Source organism: Streptomyces sp. NPDC001536 (genome assembly GCF_042894505.1).
In the GTDB taxonomy this organism is placed as follows: Bacteria; Actinomycetota; Actinomycetes; order Streptomycetales; family Streptomycetaceae; genus Streptomyces.
On record NZ_JBIAVQ010000001.1, the window covers coordinates 360,515 to 386,776 of the forward strand.

A 26,262-nucleotide genomic window follows, 5' to 3' on the forward strand; every position below is an offset into this window, starting at 1 on the left:
CACCGCATGCCGATCTCCGCAACGGACGCCTACGCCAGGGAAACCCACCTCCCCGCGCTGGTCGAGCGCGCCCTCACCGCCGCCCGCGCCCACGGCTCCTCCTCCGTCCGCCCTGAACTGGGCCGTCTGCTGCACGCGCTGGCGGGCGGCGCGGAGGGCGCCGTCGCCACGACGGGCGCGGGCTGCGGGGTGGGCCTGGCGTGGCTGGCCTCGGGGGCGCGGGAGGGCGTACGGATCGTCGGCGTGGAGCGCGACCCGGAGCGCGCCCGCATCGCCGCCGAGGTCTTCGCCGACCGGCCCGAGGTGGAGGTCCGCCACGGCACGTGGCGGCGGATCGTCGAGCGGGGGCCGTACGACCTCCTCGTCCTCGACGGCGACGGCACCGGCACCTCCCCCGACGACGACCCCGCCGACCCGGCCCGGCTGCTCACGCCGGACGGCACAATCGTGATCGACGGTTTCACCCCGCCGACCGACGATCCGGCCCTGCACGACAGGGAGGTGGGCCGGTCCCGGCAATTCTGGCTACGGCATTCCGCACTCGAGACCCTCAAGCTCCCCCTCGCTCCGGACCTGGCCCCGCTCGTGGCCACCCGGCGCCAGCTCGCCGGCACCGAGACGACCTGGCGGGGATTCGAGCAAGGGCAGGTCGTCCGCGGTGTCGTCACCCGCATCGAGAGGTTCGGCGTCTTCGTGGACGTCGACGGCAGCGAGGGCTTCATCAGCGCCCCCGAGCTCACCCGGCGCCACTTCGACTCCTACCACGACGTCGTCCACGTCGGGCAGGAAGTGATCGCGGAGGTCCTCGCCTACGAGCTGTTCCGTCCGCAGGTCCGGATCTCCACGGCGGCTCTGGAGCCCGACCCGCTGGCCGAGTTCGCCCGGCAGTCCCTCGGCCGCACCGTGGCGGGGACGGTTACCAGGGTCGTCCCGTTCGGGGTGTTCGTACGCGTCGCCGAGGGTATCCACGGCCTCGTGCACCTCGACGACCTCGAAGGCCCGGCCCTGCCGGACGCCGGCACCGCGCTCACGGTCGAGGTCACCGACATCAATCTCGCCCTGCGCCGGGTCCGTCTGCGTCCGGCGCGCTGACCGCGAGCGTTTCTTCCGGCAGTCGATGGTCTACGGGGGGATGGTGGTGGTGTGGTCGGTACCGGTCGTGCCCGGCATCGGGTGACCACCCCCTGCGACAACTGCCTCTGCGAATCCGGCAACAGAGCGAAGGAGTACAACGCGTGACCTCTCTCTTCCCGGCCCTGACGGACGCTCCGGCGGACCGCCCCGCCCTGCGGTTCGGCGACCGTTCCCTGACGTACGCGGAGCTCGCCACCGCGACCGGTCTGCTGGCCGCCCGTCTCGGGAACGCCGGCCGCGTCGCCGTATGGGCGACCCCGACGCTGGAGACCGCCGTAGCCGTCGTGGCGGCGCTACGGGCCGGTGTACCCGCGGTGCCGCTGAACCCGAAGTCCGGGGAGAAGGAGCTCGGGCACATCCTGTCGGACAGCGCCCCGTCGCTGATCCTGGCGGGCCCGGGCGATGAACTGCCGGCCGTCATAAGGAACTTGCCACGCATCGACGTGACCCCGGACACCACCACAGCCCCCACCCCCACCGAGGAGACGGCCGGCGACGAAGACCCCGCCCTCGTCGTCTACACCTCCGGCACCACCGGCCCCCCGAAGGGCGCCGTCATCCCCCGCCGCGCGATCGCCTCGACCCTGGACGCCCTGGCCGACGCCTGGCAGTGGACCGGCGAGGACGTGCTGGTGCACGGTCTGCCGCTGTTCCATGTGCACGGCCTGGTCCTGGGCATCCTCGGCCCGCTGCGGCGCGGCGGATCGGTGCGCCACCTGGGCCGGTTCTCGACGGAGGGCGTCACACGGGAGCTGTCCGAGGGCGCGACGATGCTGTTCGGGGTGCCGACGATGTACCACCGCATCGCCCAGTCCCTGTCCGGGGAACCGGAGTTGGCGAAGGCGCTGGGGCGGGCGCGGCTGCTCGTCTCCGGGTCCGCCGCGCTGCCGGTGCACGACCACGAGCGGATCACGGCGGCGACGGGCCGGCGGGTGATCGAGCGCTACGGCATGACGGAGACGCTCATGAACACCAGCGTCCGCGCGGACGGCGAGGCCCGGGCGGGGACGGTGGGGGTGCCGCTGCCGGGGGTGGAGCTGCGGCTGGTGGAGGAGGACGGGTCGCCGATCACCTCGTACGACGGGGAGACGGTGGGCGAGATCCAGGTGCGCGGCCCGAACCTGTTCACCGAGTACCTCAACCGGCCCGACGCGACGGCGGCCGCGTTCACGGCGGACGGCTGGTTCCGTACGGGGGACATGGCGGTGCGCGAGTCCGACGGCTACGTCCGGATCGTCGGTCGGAAGGCCACCGACCTGATCAAGAGCGGGGGTTACAAGATCGGGGCGGGCGAGATCGAGAACGCGCTCCTCGAACACCCGGGGGTGCGGGAGGCGGCCGTCACCGGGGAGCCGGACGCCGATCTGGGCGAGCGGATCGTGGCGTGGATCGTGCCGGCGGACCCGGAGGCGCCGCCCGGACTCGAAGAGCTGGCGGAGCACGTGGCGAGCCGCCTCGCCCCCCACAAGCGGCCGCGCGTCCTCCACCACCTCCCCGCCCTCCCCCGCAACGACATGGGGAAGATCATGAAGCGGTCGCTGACCCATGACTGACCGTCTCTCCGCCCGTGAGATCCTCGCCCTCGTCACGGACGACTTCACCGAACTCCCGCCCCCCGCCCGGGAGTCCGAGCCCGACGGCCCGCTCGCCTGGCAGGGCTACGACACCGCACGCGCCCGCGCGACCGAGCGCACCGGCGAGAACGAGTCCGTCGTCTGCGGCACGGGCCGGGTCGAGGGGACCCGGGCCGTGCTGCTCGCCTTCGAGTTCGGCTACCTCGGCGGGTCCCTGGGCGTACACACCGGCGACCGGCTGGAGGCGGCGTACACCTACGCCCGGGCCCATCGCCTCCCGGTGGTCCCCCTGGTCGCCACGGGCGGCAGCCGTATGCAGGAGGGCATGCTCGCCCTGACCCAACTCCAGCGCGTGGCCCGCCAGTCGGCCCTCACCCGCGAGGCGGGCCTGCCCCAGATCGCGGTAGCGCGAGACCCCACCACCGGCGGCGGCTGGGCCACCCTCGGCGCGGGCGCCGACATCATCCTCGCCCTCCCCACCGCCCAGATCGCCTTCGCCGGCTCCCGCGTCCGCCCCCCGGACGCGGACCCGAGGGCGTACACGGCGGAGGCCCAGCTGGCGGCGGGCGCGGTGGACGCACTCGTACGCCCCGAGTCACTCCGCAAAACCCTGGGCCACTGGCTGCGCCTTCTGACGTCCCCGGCCCTGGAGGCACCGCTGCCACAGCACCCCGGCCCGGCCGCTCCCTCACCGACCACCGCCACCGCCACCCTCTCCGCCACCCCGCACTCCGCCCGAAAGGCAGACCCCGCCCCGACCGAAGACGCCCCACACCCGGCCGGCGCCGCCCCCTCCGGCGGCGCCCAGGAACCCTCCGCCCCGCCCCTCCCCCACACCGGCTGGGAAGCCGTCCAGCGTGCCCGCGACCCCCAACGCCCCCGCGCCGACCGCTACTTGGACACCTACTTCACCCACCGCGCCGCGATCTCCGGCGACCGTTGCGGCGGCACCGACCCGGGGATGCTGTGCGGTTTCGGCGAGCACGCGGGACGGACGGTGGCGTACGCCGCGCAGGCCGGCACCGCGACCCGCCCGGCCGGCTACCGCACCGCCGCCCGCCTGATCCGGCTCGCGGACCGGCTCGGCATCCCGGTGCTGACCCTGGTCGACACCCCGGGCGCCGCCAACGACGCGGACGCGGAGCGCCAAGGGGCGGGCGCGGCGATCGCGGACCTGTTCGCCGCACTGGCCTCCGCCCGAACCCCGATCACCACCCTCCTCATCGGCGAGGGCGGCTCCGGCGGAGCCCTCGCCCTGGCCGCCCCCGGCAACACCTGGGCCACCCCGGACAGCTACTTCTCCGTCATCGCACCGGAGTCGGCGGCGGCCATCCTGAAACGCCCACCGGAGGAGGTGGAGGCGACGGCGGACCAACTCCGGCTCCGACCGCAGGACTTGGCCGAGCTGGGCGTGATCCGAGCAGACGGTCATCGCTACTGAGACGCCCGGGACCCGCGCCCTCGTTCCACGGCGACCAGGCGGGAGTGAAACCGGGACAACTCCCCCTGTCGTCCGGAACAATGAACGGGCTCGGTTCCACCGGACGACGGGGGCGTCATGGAAGGCTTGGTCGAGTTCAAGACCGACGACGGTGCGGTGATCGCGGTCGAGGCCGCCGACGACATACGAGGCTCCCGCCTCGTCTCCCGCGACGGCACGGTCCAGGCCGCCCGCACCTTCGAGAACGCCCTGGACGGCGTGCGCTCGGCGGCCGAGGCGGCACTTCGGGTGTTCCGGGACGGCGCGCTCCAACCGGACGGCGTGGAGATCGAGTTCGGTGTGAAGCTGTCCGCCGAGACGGGCGCGATCATCGCGAAGGGCAGCGCCGAGGGCCATCTGGTCGTCAAGCTCACCTGGACCCCGGCCAGGCCATGAGCGGCGCCGAGTGGCACGCCCGCGTCGAGTGCGCGGGCAAAGTGATCGGGTCGGGCTTCCTGGTGGCCCCCGGCACCGTGCTGACCTGCGCCCATGTGGCGCTCGACCGCGACACGCTCACCGTGTCCTTCCCACAGCGCCCGGGGTCCCCCGCCGTCCCGGCCCGTGTGGTCGCCCACGGCGACTGGGCGGGCGGCCCCGCCGACCCGGGCGACCTAGCCGTACTGGAACTGGCCGAGGAGGTCACCATCGCCCCGGCGGCCCTGGCCCCGGCCGACACCGCACACGGCGACCGCAAGCTCGTCGCGTACGGCTTCCCGGCCGGCTGGGACGAGGGTGCCCTCGCCGAGTACCGCACCACGGGGCCGGTGCTGGTCGGCGGCGAGTGGATCCAGCTGGAGGCGTGGAGCGGGTACGGCCAACCCCTCGTCGCCGGGTTCAGCGGTGCCGCCGTCACCCTGGTCGAGACCGGCGAGGTCGTCGGCATGGTCACGGCGGCGGCGGGCGCGAAGGGAATCCTGTCGGGCCGGATGATGCCGACGGACGTCATCGAGCGCCACTGGCCCGGCCTCGCGGGCCTCGTCCCGGCACCGGGCAGTGCCCCGGCCGCCCGGCGGCGGCTGCGCGCGCTCGTGGAGCGGGCGGTCCGCACCGGTCTGGACTGCGACCCCGTACGGCTCTACACCGATGCCGCCGGTGACCTCGACCCGCTGCCGCCGGCTGAAGGCTTCGACTCCCTCTGGTCGGCGGCCTGGTTCGTCCAGGGCGAGGTCGACGACCCGGACACGGCGACGCGGTTCGCGAACCGCCTGGAAGCCCTCCTCGCCCCACCCGCCGTATCCCGGAGCAAGGCACCCGTCTGGGCGCCCATCCTGATCGAGCTCGCCCGCACCGGTGCGGGCGAGGACCTGGTCCGCGTGGAGGTGTCGGCGTACAGCGGGGGCCGCCGCCACCCGGTGGCCTCCGACACCGTGCCGCACACCCGGCTGCGCGCCTGCGTCCAGGACGGCATCGAGGCGGCATTCCTGCGGCTGACGCCCGGCGCCGACGAGTTGATCGCGTTCGCGCTGCCCCGTGACTGGCTGGACTGGCCGGTGGAGCGCTGGGAGAGCGACGCCGAGGACGACACCCCGCTCGGCCTCGCCCTGCCCGTCGTCGTCACCGACCACATACGCCGCAGAGCCCGCACCCGGCACGCCCTGACCCGCGCCTGGAACCGGCTCGACTCCCGCACCGGCGCCCGTGTGCACCGCGTCGCGTGCGGCTGCCCCGGCAAGCCGAGCGAGCTGCGGCTGGCCCTGCTCGAGTCGGACCCCTGCCTCGCGGGCTTCGCCGCCGCACCGGACCCGGCCCGCGCCGGCGAGCACTTCAAGACCTCGCTCACCGCCCCGGCCCCGGCGATCGTGTGGTCACGCCGGGGCTGCGGGGAGCCGGACGGCTGCGAGGACGGCTGCCCCGGCACGGCGTTCCTGGACGAACTCGACGCCCATGTCTCCCACGTATCGCCCGCCGAACTCCCGCGCACCGTCCTCACCTTGCGCCGGACGGCCGAGACGGAGGACGGACACTGGGCACGCGACATACAGCTCCTGTGGGACGACCCGCGCTGCTTCACAGACCCTCACGAGGAGGCGACGCACCTGCGGTCACCCGTGGCCCAGGCCACCACTCGTCCCACCGTCCACCACGCCCGACTCGCCGCCCCCGACAACAGGTCCACCGTCGCCTGAGACCGCGTGGAGGGTCGCCGCCGGTCCGCTCCGCCAGACCACCGACCGATCCCGCCGGACCGCCCGCCCCCCACCGAGACCGATCGCCCGAACCATCATCCGCCGCCCCGCCCGCCCTCCAGACCGGAGACCCGCACCATGCCGCACTGGTCCGTCTACACCGGCACGAGCGAGCCGCACGACGGCATCACCGACCTGCCCGCCCCTCCTCCGTGGCGGGCGTTCGACGGCGGGCCCGCACTGCCGCCCCCCGGCGACACCGACGACGAGGCAGCCGTATCACCCGACCGCGTCCACCGCGCCCGCACCTACGTGGCCACCCCGGAGAGCATCCAGCTCGTCAACGCCGCCCTCTGCCTGCGCCGGCCGCTGCTGGTCACGGGGCCGCCCGGCACCGGCAAGTCCTCCCTGGTGTACGCGGTGGCACGCGAGCTGTCCCTCGGCCCGGTCCTGCGCTGGAACATCACCAGCCGCAGCACCCTCGCCGACGGCCTCTACCAGTACGACCCCCTGTCCCGCCTCTACGCGGCCCGCCCCGGCGGCGGCCGTTCCCAGGGCGGTGTGGAGGACCACCTCCGTCTGGGCCCCCTCGGCACGGCTCTCCTCCCCTACGACCGGCCTCGCGCCATCCTGGTCGACGAGCTCGACAAGAGCGACCTCGACCTGCCCAACGACCTCCTGAACGTCCTGGAGGAGGGCCAGTTCGAGATCCCCGAACTGGTCCGCGCGGCCCGCCACTCCACCGAGGGCACCGCCGAGGTCCTCGCGGACGGCACGGACACCCCGGTCACCGTGCGGCGCGGCCGGGTCCGCTGCCGCGCCTTCCCCTTCGTCGTCCTGACCAGCAACGGCGAGCGCGAGTTCCCGCCCGCCTTCCTGCGCCGCTGTGTACGCCTGCAACTCCGCCGCCCCGACAAGGAGCAGCTCACCGATATCGTCCGCGCCCACCTCGGCGCCCCGGACGACCGGACACAATCCCTGATCGAAGGCTTCCTGGACCGCTCGAACAGCGGCGAGCTCGCCACCGACCAGCTTCTGAACGCCATCTACCTCACGGGTGTGTCGGGTCTGGACGCCGAGTCCCGGGAGCAGCTGGCCAAGCAGCTGATGCCGTATCTGAGCGGGGCGGCGGACGGCGATGGGTTCTGACGCACGGGACGCCGGGGAGGCGGTGGCCCGGCTGACGGCGGTGCTGGCCGCCGCGGCGGGCTCCGAGATGCCCGGTCCGACGCCGCGCGAGCTGGCCGAACTCCTGTGGCTGGCACAGCAGTTGCCAACCCCGGACAGTCACCACGAGGCGCCCGCCGCAGCCACCGCCACACCACCCCCGGCCCCCACCGCCGTTCCACTCCGACCACCGCACCACCCCGAGCCCGCCCCACCGCCGACCCCCCAGCCGCCTCCGGCCCCCGACGGCCGCGTCCCCCTGCGCCTGCCCGCGCCGGCCACCACGACCACGCCCCGGCTCCACACCCCCGCACCACCGATGCTGTCCCACCCACTCGCCCTGCAACGCGCCCTGCGCCCCTTGAAACGACACGTCCCCTCACCCCGCGCCCGTGTCCTGGACGAGCGCGCCACGGCTGACCGCATCGCCCGGCTCGGCGCGCACCCGGACGTCTGGCTGCCCGTCCTGCGCCCGGCCCCGGACCGCTGGCTGCGGCTGAACCTGGTGTACGACGCCGGCCCCACGATGCCGGTCTGGCGCCCGTTGGTACGCGAACTGCACACCACGCTCGCCCAGTCGGGCGTCTTCCGCACGGTCACCCTGCACCGGGCCGGCCCCGACGGCCGCGCCGGCCACGTCCCCGCCCTCGCGGACGGCCGCACCGTCACCCTGGTGATCAGCGACTGCATGGGCCCGCAGTGGCGCCCCGGCCCCGCGGGCGAACGCTGGCACCGCACGCTCCGCCGCTGGGCGAGCCGGATGCCCCTGGCCGTCGTACAGCCGCTGCCCGAGCGCCTGTGGCACACCACGGCGCTCCCCGCCGAACCGGGCCTGCTGACGGCCCCCGCCGCGGCGGCCCCGGCGGCGACGCTCGCTTTCACCCCGTACGACCCGGACGCGGCGAGGGGTCCTGTCGACGCGTGCGCCCTGCCAGTGCTGGAAGCAGGGCCGGTCTGGCTGGCCAACTGGGCTTCGATCGTCGTCAGTTCGGACAGGGGGCGAGTGCCGGGCGCGGCGGCATGGCTGAGCCCGGCCCCCGTACCCCTCATCGCCGACCCGGCCGCCGGCCCCGACATCGCTTCCCTCTCCGCACGCGACCTGGTCCTGCACTTCCGCGCCACGGCATCCCCGGAGGCCTTCCGCCTCGCCGGCCACCTGTCCCTGGCCGACCCCTCGGTCCCGGTCATGCGCCTCGTCCAACGCGCCCTGGAACGCAGTCCACGACCGCAGCACCTCGCCGAGGTGATCCTCAGCGGCATGCTCACGACGGTTCCGGGGCGGCCGGCGGGTTCGTACACCTTCCGGCCCGGCGTACGGGATCTGCTGCTGCGGACACTGCCGCGTACGGCGCGAGGACGTACGCGTGAATTCCTGGCCCGGGTCGGCGGATTGATCGACGAGCGGGCCGGGCTGGCGGCGGGCGAGTTCGGGGCGGAGGCGGGCGACGGGGGTGCGGCGTTCGCGACTGTGCGGGAGGAGACGGTACGGCGGCTCGGCGGGGGCAGGGACGAGGAGGGGCCGCTGCTCCGGGGGCGGTACCGGCCGGTGGGGGTTCCGGGGCCGCAGCCGTGGGAGGCGGTGGATGTACGCACCCAGCGGCGGGTGGTGGTCCACCAGTACCCGGAACAGACGTCGGATCCGGACCTCTTCCTGACGCAGGCGGCGACGCTCGCCGAGCTGAAGCATCCGAACGTGGCGCCGGTGGTGGACCATTGGGTGGAGGGCACCCGGCCCTGTCTCGTGACGGAGTTCCTGGACGGGGTGACCGTGGCCGAGTTGGAGCGGGGGAGCGGGCCGGGGGTGTCCGCCGGGGTGTACGAGCGGGTGCGGAGGGGGGTGGAGGCGGGGCTTGAGGCGCTCTACGCGAATGGCCTGGTGCGGGGTCAGAACGGCTGGGACGGCATTCTGCTCAAACCTGACGGCACGGCCGTGATCACCCGGTTCACGCTGGGCGAGCAGTCGCTGCGGCACAGTCCGCGCACGGACCTGCGCGCGTTCCGCGTACTGCTGGAGGACCTTGCCTCGCGGGGCTTGCGGGAGTCGGAGCCGCTGCGCGTCACCATGCTCGGGCCACTGAGTGTCGACCGTGACGGCGTTCCGTCGCCGGAGGCGCAGGCCATGCTGTGCATACTGCTCCTCAAACCGGGCTGCCGCGTGAACAACACCGAGCTGTCCCTCGGACTCTGGGACCAAGCACCCTCCGAACACACCGAGCGGCACCGCCAGTTGGCCGACGAGCTGCGCCGGCTCCTCGGCGTCGGCATCCTCGCCGAACTCTCCGACGGATACGCCGTCCACGTACCGGACGCCTACATCGACGTGGTCCACTGCCAGAAACTCCTCGGCGGACGCATCCCCGACCAGGCCGCCCACCGCGCCACCATTCAGCAGGCGTTGAACCTCTGGTACGGCGATCCCGTCGCCGGCCTCCCCGGCCCCGCCGCCCGAGCCACCCGCACCCGGTTGCGCGCCCTCCGTCGTGACCTCTGCGCCATACGCGCCGAACTCGACCTGGACGCGGGCAACTTCGCCCAAGCGTCCGCCGACCTCACCGCCCTGATCCAGGAGCACCCCGACCACGAGGACTTCCGCCGCCTCCACATCCTCGCGCTCAAGGGCATGGGCAGGATCACCGAGGCCATCGAGGCGTACGAGTCCTACGAGGAACACCGGCAGCGGCTGTACTCCGAACCTCTCGACCCCGTCTTCCAGGAACTCCACCGCGAGCTGCGCGAGGCGGCGGAGCGGTCCCGGCCCACGATCGTCTTCGAGCTGCCCCACGGTGAGGATCCCCGCGGCGCCCTCGGCGAGGCCGTGCCCCTCCTCCTGGCCCGCGGTGATCTGCCCTCCCATCAGTACGAGATCCTGGCCCGCGACAACGGCTACGTCGTCCTGACCGAGCCCGGCACCCATGTGCTGCCCACCCTGGTCGCCGTACTCCGTGGGCTCCCCGAACACCTCGCCACCCTGGACGATCCACCGCAGGTCCGGGTGACGTTCTGGCACAGCCCATGGTTCGCCGGCCCCGGCCGACCCGTCGTACCGCCGCAGGTGCAGGGCATACTCGACGAGTCGTGGGCGGACGTCACCGTGCTCGTCTCCCCCACGCTGTACGAGAAGTTCACCGACAACGCGGTGGACTCCGATCGTTTCCAGCCGCTCTGGACAGGGGGCCAGGAGGCCCCCGTCGCCTGGTACTGCCCACTGCATCTGGCGTCCTGGGAGTCCGAGGCCCGCGACCTGGTGCGCGGCCCGTTCACCACGCACGACGTCACGCAACTGGAGCCCCCCGTCGCAGGCCGTACGGCCATCGTGCTCGCCCCGTCCGGCGGCCCCCTGACCTCGCTCAACCCGGCCCACCCGTGGGGCAAACGCCCGCCGCGCATCATCGACTACTACGAGGTCGACCTCACCATCCACCAGGCCGCCCACGATGTCTCCCTGCCGAGCTCCGGCGGCGGAGCCTTCGCCGCCTCGGCCGAACTGTCCTGGCACGTCGACGACCCGGTCGCTTTTCTGCGCGCCGAGACCGAGAACGTCTCCGCGGTCCTCCTCGACCACCTCCTGAAGGAGGCGGCCCGCATCACCCGCCGTTATCCCCTGGAGCGTGGGGGCGCAGCCCAGCAGGCACTCCGCAACGGGCTGCGCAGATGGCCGGTGCCGGGTCTGTCGGTGACCTGCTCGGTGGGACTGACCCCGGAGGGCGCACCGGCACCGCTCCCCCGAGCCCACCTCCCGTCCTCCACCCCCTTCGCCCGCCTCCTCCGCGAAGCCGAAACCGTACTCATCGGCTTCGACGGCCCCCTCACCCGCCTGTTCACGACGAAGACCGCCCGCACCGCCGCCCTGGACCTCCTCTCCCTGGTCACCGAGCACCGCCATCCGGACGAGGCGCTGGAGGGCCACCCTCTCGGTGCCGCTCAGGAAGAGCGCCTGCACCCCTTGGACGTGCTGCGCGCCTTCGCCGACAGCGGCGTCGGGCAGACGCTGCGCCGCCGGCTGGACGATCTGGAACTGCGCGCCGTCCCGTACACCCACCCCACCCCGGACGCCCACGCCCTCATCCGCGCCCTGACCGCCTCCGCGCGCCGCGTCGAGGTCGTGACGGACGCCAGCGAGCAGGCCGTACAGCGCTGTCTGTCCCACCACGGCATCCCGCCGACCAGCGTTCACGGCCGCAGCGACGACCTCGCCCTGCTGATGCCGAACCCCGACTGTCTGCTGCGTGCCCTGGCACACCCCGGCCGCCCAGCCGCCACCGGTCTCCTCGTGACCTCCTCCGTCGCGGAGTACACCGCCGCCACCCGCATCGGCCTGCGCTGCATCGGCTTCGCCGACATCCCCGCCACGGGCCGACACCTTCGCAACGCCGGCTGCGAGGAGGTCGTCGGCTCCCTCGAACCCCTCCTGGACGCGGCCCGCGCACTGTGACCTGACGCGGCCTGACATGACCTGCCGTCAGGATCCTTACGCGACCCTTATATAGGGCATAAGCCACAAAACCCCCCATTCAGTCGCTCCCCACCCGGCCCCCTCCAGCAGGCGCCCCACCCCCACCCCCCAGACGATGCCAATGAGCCCCGCCACCCGGCGCGGCCACGGTCTGTGTTCTCGGGAGGACCTGCCCATGACCGCCACCGCCAGTCTGGAGCAGCTGCGTCGCTGCCACTTCGCCGTCGACCTGGGGGCGGCGAGGACGCGGGTGTACGTGAAGGGCGCCGGGCTCGTCGTCGACCAGCCGTCCGTCGCCGCCGTGAACACCCGGACCGGCGCGCTGATCGCGGTGGGTGAGTTCGCGGAGAAGATGACGGGGCGCACCCCCGACTACATCCGTGTCGTCCGCCCCGTGTCCGGCGGCACGGTCGTCGACATCGAGATGGCCCAGCGCATGCTGCGGCACCTGCTCGGCGACAAGATCCGCCGCTCGCTGCGCCGCAAGCCGATCCTGCGCGCCGCCGCCTGCACCCCGCACGACGCGGACCCGCTCGCCCAGCGCGCCTGTATCGAGACCCTGGTCGGGCTGGGTGCCCGCCGTGTCGAGCTCGTGGACACGCTCATCGCCGCCGCCGTCGGCTGCGGGCTGCCGGTGGAGCGGCCCGAGGCGACGATGGTGCTGGTGTGCGGGGCCGCGGCCACCCAGGTCGCCGTGCTGTCCCTCGGCTCGATCGTGAACGCCGTACGCATCCCCGTCGGCGGCGAGGCCGTGGACCACGCGATCGTGCAGCACCTGCGCCACCAGCACGAGCTGATGCTGCCGAGCCAGTCCGTACGGCCGCTCCAGCTCGCCCTGTCCGGCAACGGCCTCACCGCCTCGGGCCCCGCCTCCACCGAGATCCACGGACGGGACGTCGCCACCGGCCTCGCCCGCTCCGTCCAGGTCGACACCGCCGCCGTCCGCGACGCGATCCAGACCCCGCTCACCGCCGTGCTCGACGGCATCGGCAAGGTGCTGCGGGACTGCCCGCCCGACCTGGTGGCCGACCTCGCCGACCGCGGGATCATGATGGTCGGCGGCAGCGCGCTGCTCCCCGGTTTCGACCAGATGCTGCGGCAGGCGACCGGCATGCCGGTGCACATCGCCGAGCGGCCCGAGGTGTGCGCGGTGGAGGGTCTCGGCGCGATGCTGGAGGGCCGTATCGAGCCGCTGGCACTGGACCCGCTGAGCGACTGAGCCCCCACCTCGGCCCGCCCCATGCCCGACGACCCCCTCCCCCCGCTCCTCGAAGCCGTCCTCAGCGTCGGCACCGACCTCGAACTGCGCACCACCCTCCAGCACATCGTGGACGCCGCCGCCGACCTCACCGGCGCCCGGTACGCCGCGCTGGGGACGGCCGACCCGGGCCAGGACGGACTCATCGAGCTCCGCACCCCGGGCACCGCCCCGCGCACGGCCGTCTCGCTGACCGTGCCGATCCGGGTGCAGGACGAGGAGTTCGGCACGCTGCACCTCGCGGACAAGGCAGACGCCCCCTTCACCGCCGAGGACGAGCAGCTCCTGCACGTCCTCGCCGCCCAGGCCGGCATCGCCATCGGCAACGCCCGGCTGTACGAGGCGGCCCGGCAGCGCGAGCGCTGGATCGAGGGCGCGGCGGCCGTCACCACCGCGCTGCTCGGCGAGGGGTCCGCGGCCGACGCGCTCACGACGGTCGCCGAACGCGCCCGCCTCCTCGCCGACGCCTCCGCGGGGGTCATCCTCCAGCCCACCGAGGAGGGCGGCATGGAGATCGTGACCGCCTCGACGTACGACGATCCCGGCGACATCGTCGGCACGACGATCGCACCCGGCAGCCCGGTCCTCGAGCAACTCCTAGGCGGTGAACCGGTGTTCGTCGACGACTCGGCGACCGACCCGCGGATGACGACCCATGTACGGCACCGGTTCGGGCCCAGCATGATGCTGCCGCTCCAGGCCGGCGGCCGGCTGATCGGCACCCTCGCCCTGCCCCGCCGGCGCGGCGACCGCCCGTACACCTCCGTGGAACGGCTGCTGGCGGTCCAGTTCGCCTCGCAGGCCGCGCTCGCCCTGGTCCTCGCCGACGCCCAGCACAGCCGTGAACTCCTCGCCGTCTTCGAGGACCGCGACCGTATCGCCCGCGATCTGCACGATCTCGTCGTCCAGCGGCTGTTCGCCACCGGCATGATGCTGGAGTCCACCCAGCGCCGCAGCGGGGCGGACGACGTGCACGAGACGCTGGGGAAGGCGGTCGACGAGCTCCAGTCGACCGTCCAGGAGGTCCGTACGACGATCTTCGCGTTGCAGCAGCCGCCCGCGGACGCCCCGACGACCTTCCGGGGCAAGGTGCTGCGGGAGACGGCGGGGGCGGCGGCCCTGCTGGGTTTCGCGCCGTCCACGCGGTTCGCCGGCGCGGTCGAGAGCCGTGTCCCCGAGCAGACGGCCGGGCATCTGCTCACCGCCCTGCGCCGCGCCCTCGCCGGCGCGTCCCGTCGGTCGGGCGTCTGCCGCATCGAGGTCACGGTCGACGCGACGGCGACCCTGCCGGACGGCCGGGAGGGCGTACGGCTGACGGTGCACGACGACGGGGAGGCCGACGACGGGGGCGCGGGGACGACGGTGACCTGGCAGGCACCGCTCTGACACCGGGGGCCGAAGAGCTCAGCGCGCGAACCAGCAGCGCACCGTCGTCCCCTCCTCGCCGGTGTGGATCCGCACCAGGTCGGCGATCAGGTTGACCAGCAGCAGTCCTCGCCCGCCGCGCTGGTCGCGGGCCGCGGGCCGGCGTCCCGCCAGAGGGTCGGCGAGCCGGCCCTTGTCCTGCACGTCGCACACCGTGTACCCGTCCTCGGCCCACACCCGCAGGGTCCCCGAACCGCCGCCGTGCACCACGCTGTTGGTGGTGAGCTCGGCCGCCGCCAGGGTGAGGTTCTCCAGTGCGATCCCGGTCAGTCCGAGCCGGGCGCCCTCGGCGGTCGCGAGATGGCGGACCTCGGACAGCGATCCGGCGTCGAAGCAGAGCGACAGCACGTCCGCCACCGCGGGCAGCGGCTCGTTGTAGCGGTCCACGACGGTGTCGGGGGCGTATCCGCCGCTCTCCCGTTCCGGGGCGCCGCCGGAGGGGATGACCGTGGGGTGGGTGGCGTAGGCGTCGGCGAGCACCCGGTCGTCGAGGCGGCTGACGTCGTACGGGCACAGGATGGTCGCGAGCCGGTCCTCGAAGGCCGCGTTGATCAGCGCCTCGTGCTGGACGCACGCCGGGTACTCGTCGGCCGTACGGCCGGCCCAGATCGGTTCGCCGATGATCCGCACCCGGCGGCCGGCCGGCTGGGCGTCGGCGAAGGCGCGCAGCACGCCGGGGATGATCCGGCCGGGGTTGCGGCCGGCCTCCCGCATGTCCAGGAGCCGTACGGCCTCGGCGGCGTCGCCGAGCGCGTCACGGATCAGCCGGAGGTTGTCACCCGGTACGGCCACGGCGACCGGTTCGCCCGCCGCGAGGCCCTCGCGGACGAAGGGGATCGTGCCCGCGAGGTAGTCCCGGGCGTCCCGGTAGAAGAGGGCGGGGTGCAGGAACGCGGCGGTCATGGCAGCGTCACCTCGATCCCCGGCAGGCCCGGCCAGAACAGGTCCAGGGTCCGGCTCAGTGTGGGCGGCGGACGGTGCAGCTCCAGCAGCCGGCCCTGCTCCAGTCGTCGCGCGGCGGCCGCGAGGGCGTCGGCGCCCGCGATGTCGACGAAGGTCACGGCGGACAGTTCCAGCCGGTACACGTCCGCACGCGCGCCCACGGCCTGCTCCAATGCGCGCTCCCAGATCTCTTGCGTGGCATGGCCCACCTCACCCGCGGCCCGCAGGCCACTGCGCCCGCGCAACACGGACACCGTGAGCCGCGGTACCGCGCCGGCGGGCCGCGGCGCTGGTCGGTGGTCAAGATGCACGCCGTCTCCCCCGGCTCGTGCGCCGTCTCCCGCTGTTCGTGGACGACACGCGCGTACCCCCGACGGTAGCCGGTCAATCCCCGCCCCACGGGTGTAGCCCGCGACGCGCCGGGCAGGCGCACGGTCAGCACCGCCGGGCGACCGCGGAGCTGGGGTGCCCGGCTCCGTCCGGACCCCGGTGGCACGAAGGAGGCCCGTCAACGTGACGACGGTCGGGGACCGACGAGGCGGAGACATGATCCCAGCGGCACACACATCTCTCGCAGGACGGCTGAACACCCTGGTCATCGACGGCTCCACGAACGCGGGCCGGGCCGAGCTACGGCCACGCGGCGAGCTCGTGCGCGGCTGTGCGGAGGTCCTGGACAAGACCCTGACGGCGCTGCCGGACGGAATCCGCCGGGTCGAACTGGACATGGCCGCCGTGGTGTTCATGGACACCGCCGGGCTCCAGTTCCTGGAACTCCTCGACGCCTACCGCCATCGGCGGCGCATCCCGGTGGCCACCGCGCGCTGGACCGGCCAGCCGCGCCGGATCCTGGAGCTCGCCGGCCTGGACACCACCGACCCGCTGCGGCCGGCACCGCGCCGGACCGGGCCCGAGCCCACTCCCCCGGCGTCCTCCGTGGTGGCCCTTGAGCGCGCGGAGCAGCTCCATCTGCTGCGTGCGGAGGTCGAGCAGCTCCGCCAGGCGCTCGCCTCCCGGCCCGTGATCGACCAGGCCCGCGGCATCCTCATGGCCGCCCACTCCTGTACGTCGGAGGAGGCCTGGACCATTCTGCGCAAGACCTCCCAGCTCTCCAACACCAAGCTGCGCACGGTCGCCGCGGCCCTCACCGCCGGCGCGGAGTCCGACGGCCCGCTGCCGTCCGTGGAGGTGCGCACGGCGTTGCGTACAGCGGTCAGGAGCTGTCTGAACTGAGGCGGGCCTGCTGGATCTTGGCGTCAAAGTCCGTTGATCCGCTGCTCGGCCGGACCGTAGGTTCCGTCGTATGACGAATCTCCGGATCGGTGTGATGTACGACCGCGACTGGGCCCCCGAGGGGCTGCCCGACTTCGCGCGGCAAGCCGAGGCGCTCGGCGCGGACGACCTGTGGGTGGTGGAGGACCTCGGCTGGAACGGCGGGGTGTCGGCGGCGGCCGTGGCGCTGGGCGCGACCGGGCGGCTGCGGGTGGGCATCGGCATCACACCGGCGCCGTTGCGCAGCCCGGCGCTGCTGGCGATGGAACTGGCCACGCTGGCAAGGGTGTTCCCGGGCCGGCTGGTGGCGGGGATCGGGCATGGCGTACGGGAGTGGATGGAGCAGGTCGGTGTCGCGCCGCGCTCTCCGCTGGCCCTGCTGGAGGAGACGATCACCGCCGTACGGGCGTTGCTGCACGGGGAGCGGGTCACGTCGCAGGGCCGGGAGGTGCGGATCGACGGCATCCGGCTCGTCCACCCGCCCGCCGAGCCGCCGCCGCTGGTCGCGGGGGTGGTGCGGCCTCGTTCCCTGGAGCTGTCGGGGCGGGTCGCGGACGGCACCCTGATCGCCGAGGGCCACGGACCGCGGGACCTGGAGAACGTCCGGGCGCTGCTCGCGAAGGGCGGCGCGGGCGACGACCACACGCTCAGCGTCCTCGCCTTCTGCGCCGTGGGCGACGACCCCGAGGAGGTGGCCCGGACCCTGCACCCGCACACCGAGGGCCACGGCGCCTGGCTGGGCCGCCCGCAGGAGGACGTCTTCACCGTCTCCGGCAGCGCGGCTCAGGCCGCCGAGAGGATCGGTGCGCTACGGGAGTCCGGCGCCGACACCGTCGTCCTCCGCTTCGTCGGCGCCGAGCCGCTCCGGCAGCTGGAGGCCGTCCTGGAGGCCGCCGGGCGCTGAGCACGGCGACCCGGGTCCCGGACGCTCACACCTCTTCGGTCGCCACCGCACCGGCGTGGGGCGTCGCCTCGTGATGGGCGTCCACCTGGGCCAGCAGTGCCAGCAGGGCGGCGACCGTGAGCCCGGCCTCGGCCTCGGCGGGATGGCGCAGGACCTTCCCCTGCTCGATCCGGTACGTGTTGCTGCGCCCCTCACGTGTGTGGGACAGGTATCCGCTCTGCTCCAGATCGGAAATGATCTTCTGGACAGCGCGCTCCGTCAGCCTGCAATGGGCGGCGATGTCCCGCACCCGCGCGCTCTGATTCTCGGCAATGGCCGCCAGTACCCGCGCATGGTTGGTGATGAACGTCCACCCCGCGTGCGGCTCCGTCGCTCCACTCATGAGCGCATCGTACGCCTAGAGATTCACGCATGAGAATACACGAAGACAATTTCACGTATCCCTTGACGTGAGTCTGCGTACGGGTGAATCTGGTGACGTCGGAAAGTGGGTGTACCCAGCCCTGGGAGAGGACCATGTCCAAGTCGGCACGTTGCTGTGCCGGGCCGGTCGACGAATGCACGAGGCTCGCCGGTGACGGCGGGGCACGGCTGACGGTCTGCGCCCGACCCGACGGCGACCGGACGGTGGTCACCGTGCGCGGCGACCTCGACCTGGCCGCGGACCAGCAGCTCCAGCACGCACTGCGCTCGGCCCTCACGGACTCCGGCAAGGGCATCGACCTGGACCTCGACGGCGTCGACTTCTGCGACTGCTCCGGGCTCAACGCCCTGCTGGGGATCCGGCAGCAGGGCCTCGACCAGTGCAAGACGGTCACGATCCGCGCCATCAGCCCCGCCGCCGAACGGGTGTTCGCGCTCACCAACACCCTGCCCCTGTTCGCCCCGGAGGGTGAAGTGGACCAGAAAGACGACGCCTCGCACTCCTCGACGGACCCGCGGGTCGAGGTCGTACAGCTGCGGCGGGCGATGCAGACCCGGGGGCTCATCGATCTGGCCCGCGGCATCCTCATGGCCACCTTCGCCCTCAGCGCCGAGGAGGCCTGGCACGTCCTGGTGATGACCTCGCAGAACACCAACACCAAACTCCACCGCGCGGCCCAGCAACTGGTGGACTCCGTCCGCGGCGAACCCCTGCCCGAGGCGTCCCGCAAGCAGCTGTCCGCCGCCGTCACCCATGTCACCGCCGCGCGGGAGCGGATGCGGCAGGCGGAGTGAAAGCGCCGGCCTCGGGCCGTATCCGCAACCACTGAGCAGGACTACGCTGTGAGTTGAGGCCCCAGTCCCCGGTATCGAAGCAGAGTCCAGCTTCCCGGGAGACCCGCTGTGTTCGTCCTGCTCCTCATCCTCATCGTGATTCTGTTCGGCCTCGGCTTCCTCAATCCCCTGTGGTGGGTGGCCGCGGCGGTGCTGGTCTACGGCATCACCCGCCACGGCCGCGGTCGCGGCGGCGGACGGATCCGTGACGGCGGGACCGACTTCGGGGACTACCGCGACTACCGGGAGCGCCGGGACCGTCGCGAACGCTGGGACCGCCGCTACAGCCGCCAGAACCGGGCGCGCTGGGGGCGCGAGGACCGCCGGGACCGCGCGCGCCGCAGGTGACCGCCCGCACGCCGGTCGTCCCGCTCAGTCGGTCGGCGGCCCGGCGGGGCGCGCCGCCTCCTCGATCAGTCGGCCCGTACCCGACATACGCAGGGGGCCGCTCACGGCGGCCGTCAACCAGGCCGCCGAGACGGGGACCGTCCGCGGATCCAGCACGGCCAGGGAACGGGGCCACCAGACGCCGTCCAGCGGATCCGGAAAGGAGGGCCGGCCTGCGAGGCTCGGCGGGGACGGGACGGTCGCGGTCATGACGGGAACCCTGCTCCGGACCGGCCGAACCGGCCCGGCGTGATCCATCGCCGAGAACGGCACGGGCATGGCGGCCGGTGCGCGAAATGCCCTCGGTATCGCCACCGTACTCCTCCGGCGGCCGCACGGACCCGTGCCGCCCGCGCCGCCGTCAGCGGACAGGACGCCGTCGAGCGCGCCGCGACAACCACACGGCGGCCACGGCCACATCGGCCACGAGCACCACGATTCCGATGATGAGGAGATGGCCCAGCCCGTCGGCTGTCGCGCCGATGAGTCCCAGGACGACGGCGACAAGGACGAAGAAGAGGAAGTAGGCCACGCCTCGCACCTCCCTCGACCGTGCCCCCGCTCAGCGGCGGGCGAGCTTGCGTTCGCCGTTGGCGCCCGGCTGGTACGTCAACCCGTAGTGCTGGAAGATCGCTTCCTCCTGCTCGGCGGGCAGGACGTCGTCCGTGCCGATCGAGGGCGCCTTTCTGACCTGACTCCTGGCGTAGGCGATCTTCACGTAGCCCGGCCCCAGGAGTGCGTCGTCGAGGGGTACGAAGACCAGACGCCGACGGCTCGGCAGCCCGGTCCGTACGGTCACCACGGCCGGTTCGTCGGTGACGGTGTCCACGTAGACCGCTTCGAGCACACCGATCTTGTGCCCTTTCGGGTCCACGACGTCATGGGTGCGCCACTCGCGGACATCGGCTGCGTGGATCATGCGCTGCCTCTCCTGGGCGGGACCGGACTCCATCGTACTGCGACTAACCGGCCCAAGCCCGGCGGCGTCGGGGCACATCCGGCACCGAGTGCCGCAGGACGCGGCCCCACATCGACGCGTACTGGCGCCACAGCGGCCCGCTCACATACGTGATCCCGTGCCGGGCGCAGATCTCACGCACCCGGGGCGCGAGTTCGGCGTAGCGGTTGCTGGGCAGGTCGGGGAAGACGTGGTGCTCGATCTGGTGGCTCAGGTTGCCGGTCAGCAGGTGGAGCAGGGGACTGCCGTCGATGTTCGCCGAGCCCTGGATCTGGCGCAGGTACCACTGACCGCGCGTCTCGCCCTCCAGCTGTTCCTCCTCGTACGAGAAGGTCTGGACGTCACCCGGGAAGTGCCCGCAGAAGATCACGGTGTGCGCCCAGATGTTGCGCAGCCCGTTCGCGGTGACATTGCCCAGCAGACAGGGCACCGCGGACGGCCCGGCGAGCAGCGGGAACAGGACGTAGTCCTTGGCCGCCTGGCGCACGGCCTTGCGGGCCAGCCCCGCCACGTCACCGAGGAAGGACCGCACGCTCTTGCGGCCGGAGGGGACGGCGTCCGCCTCCAGGTCGTAGAGGGCGATGCCCCACTCGAAGACGGGCGCGAGCAGCGCGGTGAACAGCGGCTGGAGGAGGTGTGCCGGGTGCCAGGGCTGGTCCGCGCTCATGCGCAGGACCGTGTAGCCGAGGTCCCGGTCGAGGCCGACGACGTTGGTGTACGTGTGGTGCAGGTGGTTGTGGGTGTGCTTCCAGGCTTCGGCGGGGGTGAGGAAGTCCCACTCCCAGGTGGTGGAGTGGATCGCCGGGTCGCCCATCCAGTCCCACTGGCCGTGCAGGATGTTGTGGCCCAGCTCCATGTTCTCCAGGATCTTGGCCGTGGTCAGCATGGCGGTGCCCGCGAGCCAGGCGGGCGGGAAGAGGGAGACGGCTAGGGCGGCACGGCCGCCGGTCTCCAGGCCGCGCTGGGCGGCGATCACCGTACGGATGTAGCGGGCGTCCTTCGCGCCGCGCGCCGCGACGATCTCGGCACGGACGCGGTCCAACTCCTCGCCGAGCAGCTCTGTTTGATCCTCGACGGAACGAAGAGGGGTGACAGGTACAGCGGTTGCGGACATCGCAGGCTCCTTGAGGGGCCTAGAGAGCGAGGGTGAGCGGACCTGCTGCTCCGTTGACGCAGGTCTGGATCAACTCACCTGGTTCACCGTGCAGTTCACCGGTCCGCAGATCGCGGACGCGGCCGTGGACCAGCGGGACGAGGCAGCCGAAGCAGATCCCCCGGCGGCAGCCGTACGGCATCGCCACGCCCGCCGCCTCCCCGGTCTCCAGCAGGGGCGTGGCCGCGCACGCGTCGGCCTCGACGCCGCTGCGCTCGAACCGGACCCGGCCGCCCGACACGTCGGAGCCCTGCGGCCGCACGGGCGCCGGCCGGAACCGCTCCACCCGCAGCCGCTCACCGGCGCCGGCCGCCGCCCAGTGCCCCTCCAGTGCGTCGAGCAGTCCGTCCGGACCACAGGCCCAGGTCTCCCGGTCGTACCAGTCCGGGCAGAGCACGCCGATGTGCTCGGGGACCAGCCGGCCCGCGGTACGGGTGTACCGCGCGTGCACGGTGAGCCAGGGCGACTGGGCCGCGAGAACGGCCAGTTCGGACCGGAACAGGAACTCGTCCGGGCCGGGTGCGCTGTGCAGGAGGACGACGTCGGGGGCGGGCGCGGAGAAGCGGCGGCGCGCGAGGGTGCGCAGCATCCCCGCCACCGGGGTGATGCCGCTGCCCGCCGTCACCATCAGCAGCCGCGGCGGCGGCGGATCCTTTGGCAGCGTGAACTCACCCTGCGCGGGGCCGAGTCGGAGCACGGCGCCCGGCCGGATGCGATGCACGAGGTACGGACTGACCCGGCCGCCGGGCTGCTCCTTGACCGTGACGGTCAGGGTGCGGCCCGCCGCTTCGGGGGGCGAGGTGATCGAGTACGTACGCCAGTGCCGTACGCCGTCGATCTCCACCCCCACCGGCAGATACTGCCCGGGCCGGTGCCCCGCCCAGCCGCGCCCGGCACGGATCTCCAGCGTGGCCGCCCCGGCGCCCTCCGGACGCACGGCGAGCACCCGGCCCGCGGGATGGCGGGCGGACAGCAACGGGTCGATCAGGCCCAGGTAGTCGTCCGGGGCGAGGGGACTCGCGAGCGGACGGACGAGGGCACCGGTGATCCGGCCGGCCGCCGTCGGAACCCGGCGGCTGCTCCACTCGGCGAGTCTGCCGCTGAGAGCGCTGAAGAAGGCGGCCGACGGCAACGCCGGGATCGGCGCGTGCGGAACCGGCATGGAAGAACCCTTCACTCGCACGGGGCACGCGGGGACAGGGCGCGTCGGACACGTCGGTTCGTCGGGCGCATCCCCGCATCAGGTACGCGGGATCGCCTCGGTCATCTGCCTCGGCCCGCGGGTGGCGGACCGCAGCCGACGTCCCGCCAGAGAACCACAACGGCCCGGCCCGTGACGGATACGGAACCAGATCGCGCCACCCCACCCGCCCCTCCTCCCCCTCGCGCCGGGCGGCGGGGGCGATCTCCGCGGCTCTGACGAGCAAGGACCCCGGAAACAGGGTGTACGCGTTCCGCGTCCGTCCCTCGCACCATGGCCGAATCCCGTTCGAGCACGTCTGGTCGCGGAGAGCGCACGCGGTGCCGTCAGGGTGCCCGAGAGGCGGGCTGGTGCCCGAGGCGCCGGAGGCCGGCGTGGCGGGTGTCGCCGAGGGGCACAGCCCTGGGGCCCGGCCGGTCTGTGTGCGTCGAATGTGTGCGTCGAACAGGCGGGCGGCCGGCGCGGTGATCCGGTGACACCACCCCGTCCGCGGCGGCCGTCCGGCCCCGGAGAAGTCGCCTCCTCGGGGGCCTCCGGCGCCGTCCGCATCCTGGAACCGGCGGCTTCCGGCCGTCCGCGGGACCGGGTTGGGGACTATGCTGCTGTACGGACGTCCCAGACCCCGGCGGCTTGTCGTTGCTCGACACAGATGGCTGCGGGGAGCGGAGCTTCTCTCCGCCACCCGGCGCATCTCTGGAGGGAACTGGGTGGGTCCGCTGTCCTGTCGCACAGGTTGCAGGGCCGATCGATGCTCCGTCTCCGTCGAACGTACGCCCCTGCCAGGAGCACGCCGGGAGAGCCGGGAACGCCGGCGTCACCGCGTGCGCTGCCGGATGGTCTTGTGAACCGAGGCGTCATGCCCTTCCCCCAGCTCACCGTCTACCGCCATGACCGACGGAACCGGGCGCTGATCACCCTGGCCGGTGAGATCGACCTGGAATCGGCCCCGCTGGTGCGCACAGCACTGGCGCGGTGCCTGCGCGACGGCATCCGCATCGTCGATGTCGACCTCACCCCCGTCACCTTCTGCGACTGCGCCGGCCTCAATGCCTTCCTGTACGCCGCACAGCAGACCGCCGAGTCCGGCGGGACCCTGCGACTGCACCACCCGCCACCGACGCTGGAGCGGATACTCGACCTCACCGGCTGCGGGGCCCTTCTCCTCGGCCCCGCGCTCGGGCATCCGGCACCTTCTCCCGGGGATGTCCCGGCCCCGACCGCCCAAGCCCCGCCGCACCGGCCCGTCCCGCTGGGCTCCGTCCTCTCGGGTGACACGCGGTGACGGCCCGGTCGGAGCGAGGGCGGCAACGAGCGCCCTGTGGCGGTGAGCCGGCCACCATGGACGCCATCCTGTTGCGCCGGGTGAACCGCCGGCAGGCACAGGGCATGAGCGGGGAGCTCGCGGATCTGTACGTGGACTCCCGCGCGAGGTCTCCCCATGAGGCGTATCGCCCCTCCGGCCGCCAGGACTTCCTGCACCGCCTCACCGCCGAGATCCGCCGGCCGGGGTTCGCCATGGTGATCGCGGAGACGGACGGCCTGGTGGGAGGCGCGTTCGGGTTCCCGGTGCGCGGTGACCGCTTCTGGTGGCCCGGTTCGGTCACCGGGCCCTCGCCGCGTGGCAGCGAGCGGCTCACCGAGCCGGGCGGAGTCCTCGCGATCACCGACATCCTGGTCCGCCCGCACCCGCGGGACAGGCACGTGGCCCGCCGGTTGCAGGAGCGGCTGCTGAGCGATCAGCACGCGGCGCTCGGCGCCACCCTGGTGGACCGGTTCGATCACCGGGCCCTCGCCGCGCTCCGCTCCTGGGGATGGCAGGACGTGGGAGAGATCTGGCGGCCGGTCAGCGCCACCCTGCTCCGGATGCTGGTCCTCCGAGTCGGGGAGCAAACCGCGGCGCGTCCGGCAGGACTCGCGCACGGTGCCCGGACGCGGGGGCCGCGATGAGGTCCGACAGCCGCTCGGCGCGGATCCAGGCGCTGGTCGCCACGCAGGCGGCGCGACGCGGTGCCCGGGTCGGTGTGATGGACGTGTGCACCGCGGCCGTGGCCGCGCTCCCGGTCGGCGGGGCCGGACTGTCGGCGATGTCCCGGACCAGGGCGAGCCATCCGCTGTGCAGCACCGACGACATCAGCGAACAACTGGAGGAGCTGCAGCTCACGCTGGGCGAGGGGCCCTGCGTGGACGCCTTCACCGATGGCTCGGCCGTCCTGACGCCCGATCTGCGGACCGGTGCGCCGCAGGACCGCTGGGTCGTGTTCGCGGACGCGGCCCTGGGCGCGGGGGTACGCGCCGTCTTCGCGCTCCCCCTTCAGATGGGGGCGATCAGCCCGGGCGTCCTGGACCTGTACGCCGACGTGCCGACCGTGCTGAACGCCGAGGAACTGGCCGACGCGCAGGCCTTCGCCGATCTCGCGACGCTGCTCCTGCTCGACGCGCGGATCGAGGAGACGGGCGCGCCGACCGGCGGACCGCCGCCGGACCACGGCTTCGAGGACCTGGGCGCGTACCGGGCGGAGATCGACCAGGCGACCGGAATGGTCACCGTCCAGCTGGGCGTCGGCATCGACGAGGCCTTCGTCCGGCTGCGCGCCCACGCCTTCATGCAGGGACGCCGGCTCGCCGATGTGGCCGCCGACGTGGTGGCCCGTCGGCTCCGCTTCTCCCCGAACTCGGAACCCCGACGGACCGACGAGGAGCCCTGATGCACCGGTGCCGTCCGACTGACGCGCCCAATACTTCCCGCCGCTTCCCCGGCGGGCATAGTCTCCATCGAGGGTGACACGAATGAATCAGCAGCTCCTGGCCAAGACCTTCGTCGAACTGGCGGACAACCTGGTCGCCGACTTCGATCTGATCGACTTCCTGCGCCTGCTCACCGACCGCTGTGTAGGGCTGCTCGGCGCGAGTGCCGCCGGGGTGCTGCTGGCGGACCGTGACGGCGAACTTCGTGTGATGGCCGCTTCCGACGAACAGGTGCGGCTGCTGGAGCTCTTCCAGCTCCAGAACGACGAGGGCCCCTGCCTGGAGTGCTTCCGCACCGGCGCCCCCGTGATCGTCCCCGATCTGACCCGGGAGGTCGACCGCTGGCCGCGCTTCGTCACGGCGGCCCACCGCGGCGGCTTCGGAGCGGTGCAGGCGCTGCCCATGCGCCTGCGGGACGAGGTGGTCGGCGCCCTGAACCTCTTCCGCGTCGCCCCCGGCCCCTTCGACCCGGCGGGCACACTCGTCGCCCAGGCCCTGGCCGACGTCGCCACCATCAGCCTCCTGCAACAACGCACCGCCCACCGCAGCAACGTCCTCAACGAGCAGCTGCAGACCGCGCTGAACAGCCGCGTACTGATCGAACAGGCCAAGGGCAAACTCGCCGAACGCCAGAACATCGACATGGAACAGGCGTTCACCGCACTGCGCGGTTACGCCCGCGCCCACAACCGCCGCCTGTCCGACCTGGCCCGCGCCTTCATCGACGGCTCCGAACCCCTCTCCGACCTGGGGTCCTGACACCGTCACCGACGACCGCCGGGCTGATCCCGACCGGCTCCGGGGCGTTCGACCGGTCCGGCAGGCT

Annotated in this window: 25 protein-coding genes; 17 read left to right on the plus strand and 8 right to left on the minus strand. The window is 73.1% G+C overall.

Features of this window, described 5'->3' with window-relative positions:
• The first annotated feature begins 6 nt into the window (after positions 1–6).
• From ACFY0U_RS01705 to ACFY0U_RS01745, 9 genes are all read left to right on the plus strand, one after another.
• Positions 7–1,092, plus strand: a complete 1,086-nt coding sequence (locus ACFY0U_RS01705) for a S1 RNA-binding domain-containing protein (RefSeq protein WP_388628628.1) — start codon at positions 7–9, stop codon at positions 1,090–1,092.
• A 143-nt stretch (positions 1,093–1,235) separates the two neighbouring features.
• Positions 1,236–2,687 (plus strand): acyl-CoA synthetase, encoded by a 1,452-nt coding sequence (locus ACFY0U_RS01710; RefSeq protein ID WP_388628631.1) that lies wholly within the window; start codon positions 1,236–1,238, stop codon positions 2,685–2,687.
• A complete protein-coding gene (locus ACFY0U_RS01715; protein ID WP_388628634.1) occupies positions 2,680–4,149 on the plus strand; it encodes a carboxyl transferase domain-containing protein in 1,470 nt (489 codons plus the stop codon). Before ACFY0U_RS01710 ends, ACFY0U_RS01715 begins: the two co-directional genes overlap by 8 nt.
• Before the next feature lie 117 nt (positions 4,150–4,266).
• Complete coding sequence (locus tag ACFY0U_RS01720; RefSeq protein WP_388628637.1) at positions 4,267–4,584, plus strand: CU044_2847 family protein; 318 nt, start codon at positions 4,267–4,269, stop codon at positions 4,582–4,584.
• The gene (locus tag ACFY0U_RS01725) at positions 4,581–6,314 is read left to right on the plus strand and encodes a trypsin-like peptidase domain-containing protein (RefSeq protein ID WP_388628640.1); all 1,734 of its coding nucleotides are present in this window, start codon (positions 4,581–4,583) and stop codon (positions 6,312–6,314) included. The genes ACFY0U_RS01720 and ACFY0U_RS01725 overlap by 4 nt, the downstream gene beginning before the upstream one ends.
• A 138-nt stretch (positions 6,315–6,452) precedes the next feature.
• Positions 6,453–7,463 carry an AAA family ATPase gene (locus ACFY0U_RS01730; RefSeq protein ID WP_388628643.1) on the plus strand — a complete coding sequence of 337 codons (1,011 nt, stop codon included), beginning with the start codon at positions 6,453–6,455 and terminating at the stop codon, positions 7,461–7,463.
• Positions 7,453–11,913, plus strand: a complete 4,461-nt coding sequence (locus tag ACFY0U_RS01735) for an SAV_2336 N-terminal domain-related protein (RefSeq protein WP_388628646.1) — start codon at positions 7,453–7,455, stop codon at positions 11,911–11,913. Before ACFY0U_RS01730 ends, ACFY0U_RS01735 begins: the two co-directional genes overlap by 11 nt.
• 196 nt (positions 11,914–12,109) lie before the next feature.
• Complete coding sequence (locus tag ACFY0U_RS01740) at positions 12,110–13,153, plus strand: rod shape-determining protein (protein ID WP_388628649.1); 1,044 nt, start codon at positions 12,110–12,112, stop codon at positions 13,151–13,153.
• A 21-nt stretch (positions 13,154–13,174) separates the two neighbouring features.
• The gene (locus ACFY0U_RS01745) at positions 13,175–14,578 is read left to right on the plus strand and encodes a GAF domain-containing sensor histidine kinase (RefSeq protein WP_388628652.1); all 1,404 of its coding nucleotides are present in this window, start codon (positions 13,175–13,177) and stop codon (positions 14,576–14,578) included.
• Between the two features lie 18 nt (positions 14,579–14,596).
• Here ACFY0U_RS01745 and ACFY0U_RS01750 read toward each other — a convergent pair whose 3' ends face one another.
• Entirely contained in the window at positions 14,597–15,520 is a 924-nt protein-coding gene (locus ACFY0U_RS01750; protein WP_388628655.1) for an anti-sigma factor RsbA family regulatory protein, read from the minus strand.
• Entirely contained in the window at positions 15,517–15,807 is a 291-nt protein-coding gene (locus ACFY0U_RS01755) for an STAS domain-containing protein (protein ID WP_388630392.1), read from the minus strand. The genes ACFY0U_RS01750 and ACFY0U_RS01755 overlap by 4 nt, the downstream gene beginning before the upstream one ends.
• Positions 15,808–16,105: 298 nt before the next feature.
• Between ACFY0U_RS01755 and ACFY0U_RS01760 the strand changes: the two genes are divergently transcribed.
• Positions 16,106–16,792 (plus strand): ANTAR domain-containing protein, encoded by a 687-nt coding sequence (locus ACFY0U_RS01760; RefSeq protein WP_388628658.1) that lies wholly within the window; start codon positions 16,106–16,108, stop codon positions 16,790–16,792.
• Positions 16,793–16,862: 70 nt separating this feature from the next.
• Positions 16,863–17,735, plus strand: a complete 873-nt coding sequence (locus ACFY0U_RS01765; RefSeq protein ID WP_388628660.1) for an LLM class flavin-dependent oxidoreductase — start codon at positions 16,863–16,865, stop codon at positions 17,733–17,735.
• 25 nt (positions 17,736–17,760) lie between these two features.
• On the opposite strand, the gene ACFY0U_RS01770 is transcribed toward ACFY0U_RS01765, so the two are convergent.
• Positions 17,761–18,117 carry a helix-turn-helix transcriptional regulator gene (locus tag ACFY0U_RS01770; protein ID WP_388628663.1) on the minus strand — a complete coding sequence of 119 codons (357 nt, stop codon included), beginning with the start codon at positions 18,115–18,117 and terminating at the stop codon, positions 17,761–17,763.
• 134 nt (positions 18,118–18,251) lie between these two features.
• Between ACFY0U_RS01770 and ACFY0U_RS01775 the strand changes: the two genes are divergently transcribed.
• Together ACFY0U_RS01775 and ACFY0U_RS01780 are read left to right on the plus strand one after the other, a co-directional pair.
• Positions 18,252–18,953, plus strand: coding sequence for an ANTAR domain-containing protein (locus tag ACFY0U_RS01775; RefSeq protein ID WP_388628667.1), 702 nt, complete (start codon positions 18,252–18,254; stop codon positions 18,951–18,953).
• 108 nt (positions 18,954–19,061) lie between these two features.
• Complete coding sequence (locus ACFY0U_RS01780) at positions 19,062–19,340, plus strand: hypothetical protein (RefSeq protein WP_388628670.1); 279 nt, start codon at positions 19,062–19,064, stop codon at positions 19,338–19,340.
• Between the two features lie 24 nt (positions 19,341–19,364).
• Here ACFY0U_RS01780 and ACFY0U_RS01785 read toward each other — a convergent pair whose 3' ends face one another.
• The 5 genes from ACFY0U_RS01785 to ACFY0U_RS01805 all read right to left on the minus strand — a co-directional run bounded on the left by ACFY0U_RS01785 (position 19,365) and on the right by ACFY0U_RS01805 (position 22,652).
• Entirely contained in the window at positions 19,365–19,589 is a 225-nt protein-coding gene (locus tag ACFY0U_RS01785) for a hypothetical protein (protein WP_388628673.1), read from the minus strand.
• Positions 19,590–19,740: 151 nt separating this feature from the next.
• A complete protein-coding gene (locus ACFY0U_RS01790; RefSeq protein ID WP_388628676.1) occupies positions 19,741–19,911 on the minus strand; it encodes a hypothetical protein in 171 nt (56 codons plus the stop codon).
• Positions 19,912–19,941: 30 nt separating this feature from the next.
• The gene (locus ACFY0U_RS01795) at positions 19,942–20,298 is read right to left on the minus strand and encodes a PRC-barrel domain-containing protein (RefSeq protein ID WP_388628679.1); all 357 of its coding nucleotides are present in this window, start codon (positions 20,296–20,298) and stop codon (positions 19,942–19,944) included.
• A gap of 43 nt (positions 20,299–20,341) precedes the next feature.
• The gene (locus ACFY0U_RS01800) at positions 20,342–21,451 is read right to left on the minus strand and encodes a fatty acid desaturase family protein (protein ID WP_388628682.1); all 1,110 of its coding nucleotides are present in this window, start codon (positions 21,449–21,451) and stop codon (positions 20,342–20,344) included.
• A gap of 19 nt (positions 21,452–21,470) precedes the next feature.
• Complete coding sequence (locus tag ACFY0U_RS01805) at positions 21,471–22,652, minus strand: ferredoxin reductase (RefSeq protein ID WP_388628685.1); 1,182 nt, start codon at positions 22,650–22,652, stop codon at positions 21,471–21,473.
• Between the two features lie 895 nt (positions 22,653–23,547).
• Between ACFY0U_RS01805 and ACFY0U_RS01810 the strand changes: the two genes are divergently transcribed.
• The 4 genes from ACFY0U_RS01810 (at position 23,548) to ACFY0U_RS01825 (ending at position 26,195) form a co-directional block, all read left to right on the plus strand.
• Positions 23,548–23,973 (plus strand): STAS domain-containing protein, encoded by a 426-nt coding sequence (locus ACFY0U_RS01810; RefSeq protein ID WP_388628688.1) that lies wholly within the window; start codon positions 23,548–23,550, stop codon positions 23,971–23,973.
• Positions 23,974–24,029: 56 nt separating this feature from the next.
• Positions 24,030–24,638 carry a hypothetical protein gene (locus tag ACFY0U_RS01815; protein WP_388628691.1) on the plus strand — a complete coding sequence of 203 codons (609 nt, stop codon included), beginning with the start codon at positions 24,030–24,032 and terminating at the stop codon, positions 24,636–24,638.
• Positions 24,635–25,396, plus strand: coding sequence for an ANTAR domain-containing protein (locus tag ACFY0U_RS01820; protein ID WP_388628694.1), 762 nt, complete (start codon positions 24,635–24,637; stop codon positions 25,394–25,396). The genes ACFY0U_RS01815 and ACFY0U_RS01820 overlap by 4 nt, the downstream gene beginning before the upstream one ends.
• Positions 25,397–25,478: 82 nt before the next feature.
• Positions 25,479–26,195, plus strand: coding sequence for an ANTAR domain-containing protein (locus ACFY0U_RS01825; protein ID WP_388628696.1), 717 nt, complete (start codon positions 25,479–25,481; stop codon positions 26,193–26,195).
• Positions 26,196–26,262: the final 67 nt, after the last annotated feature.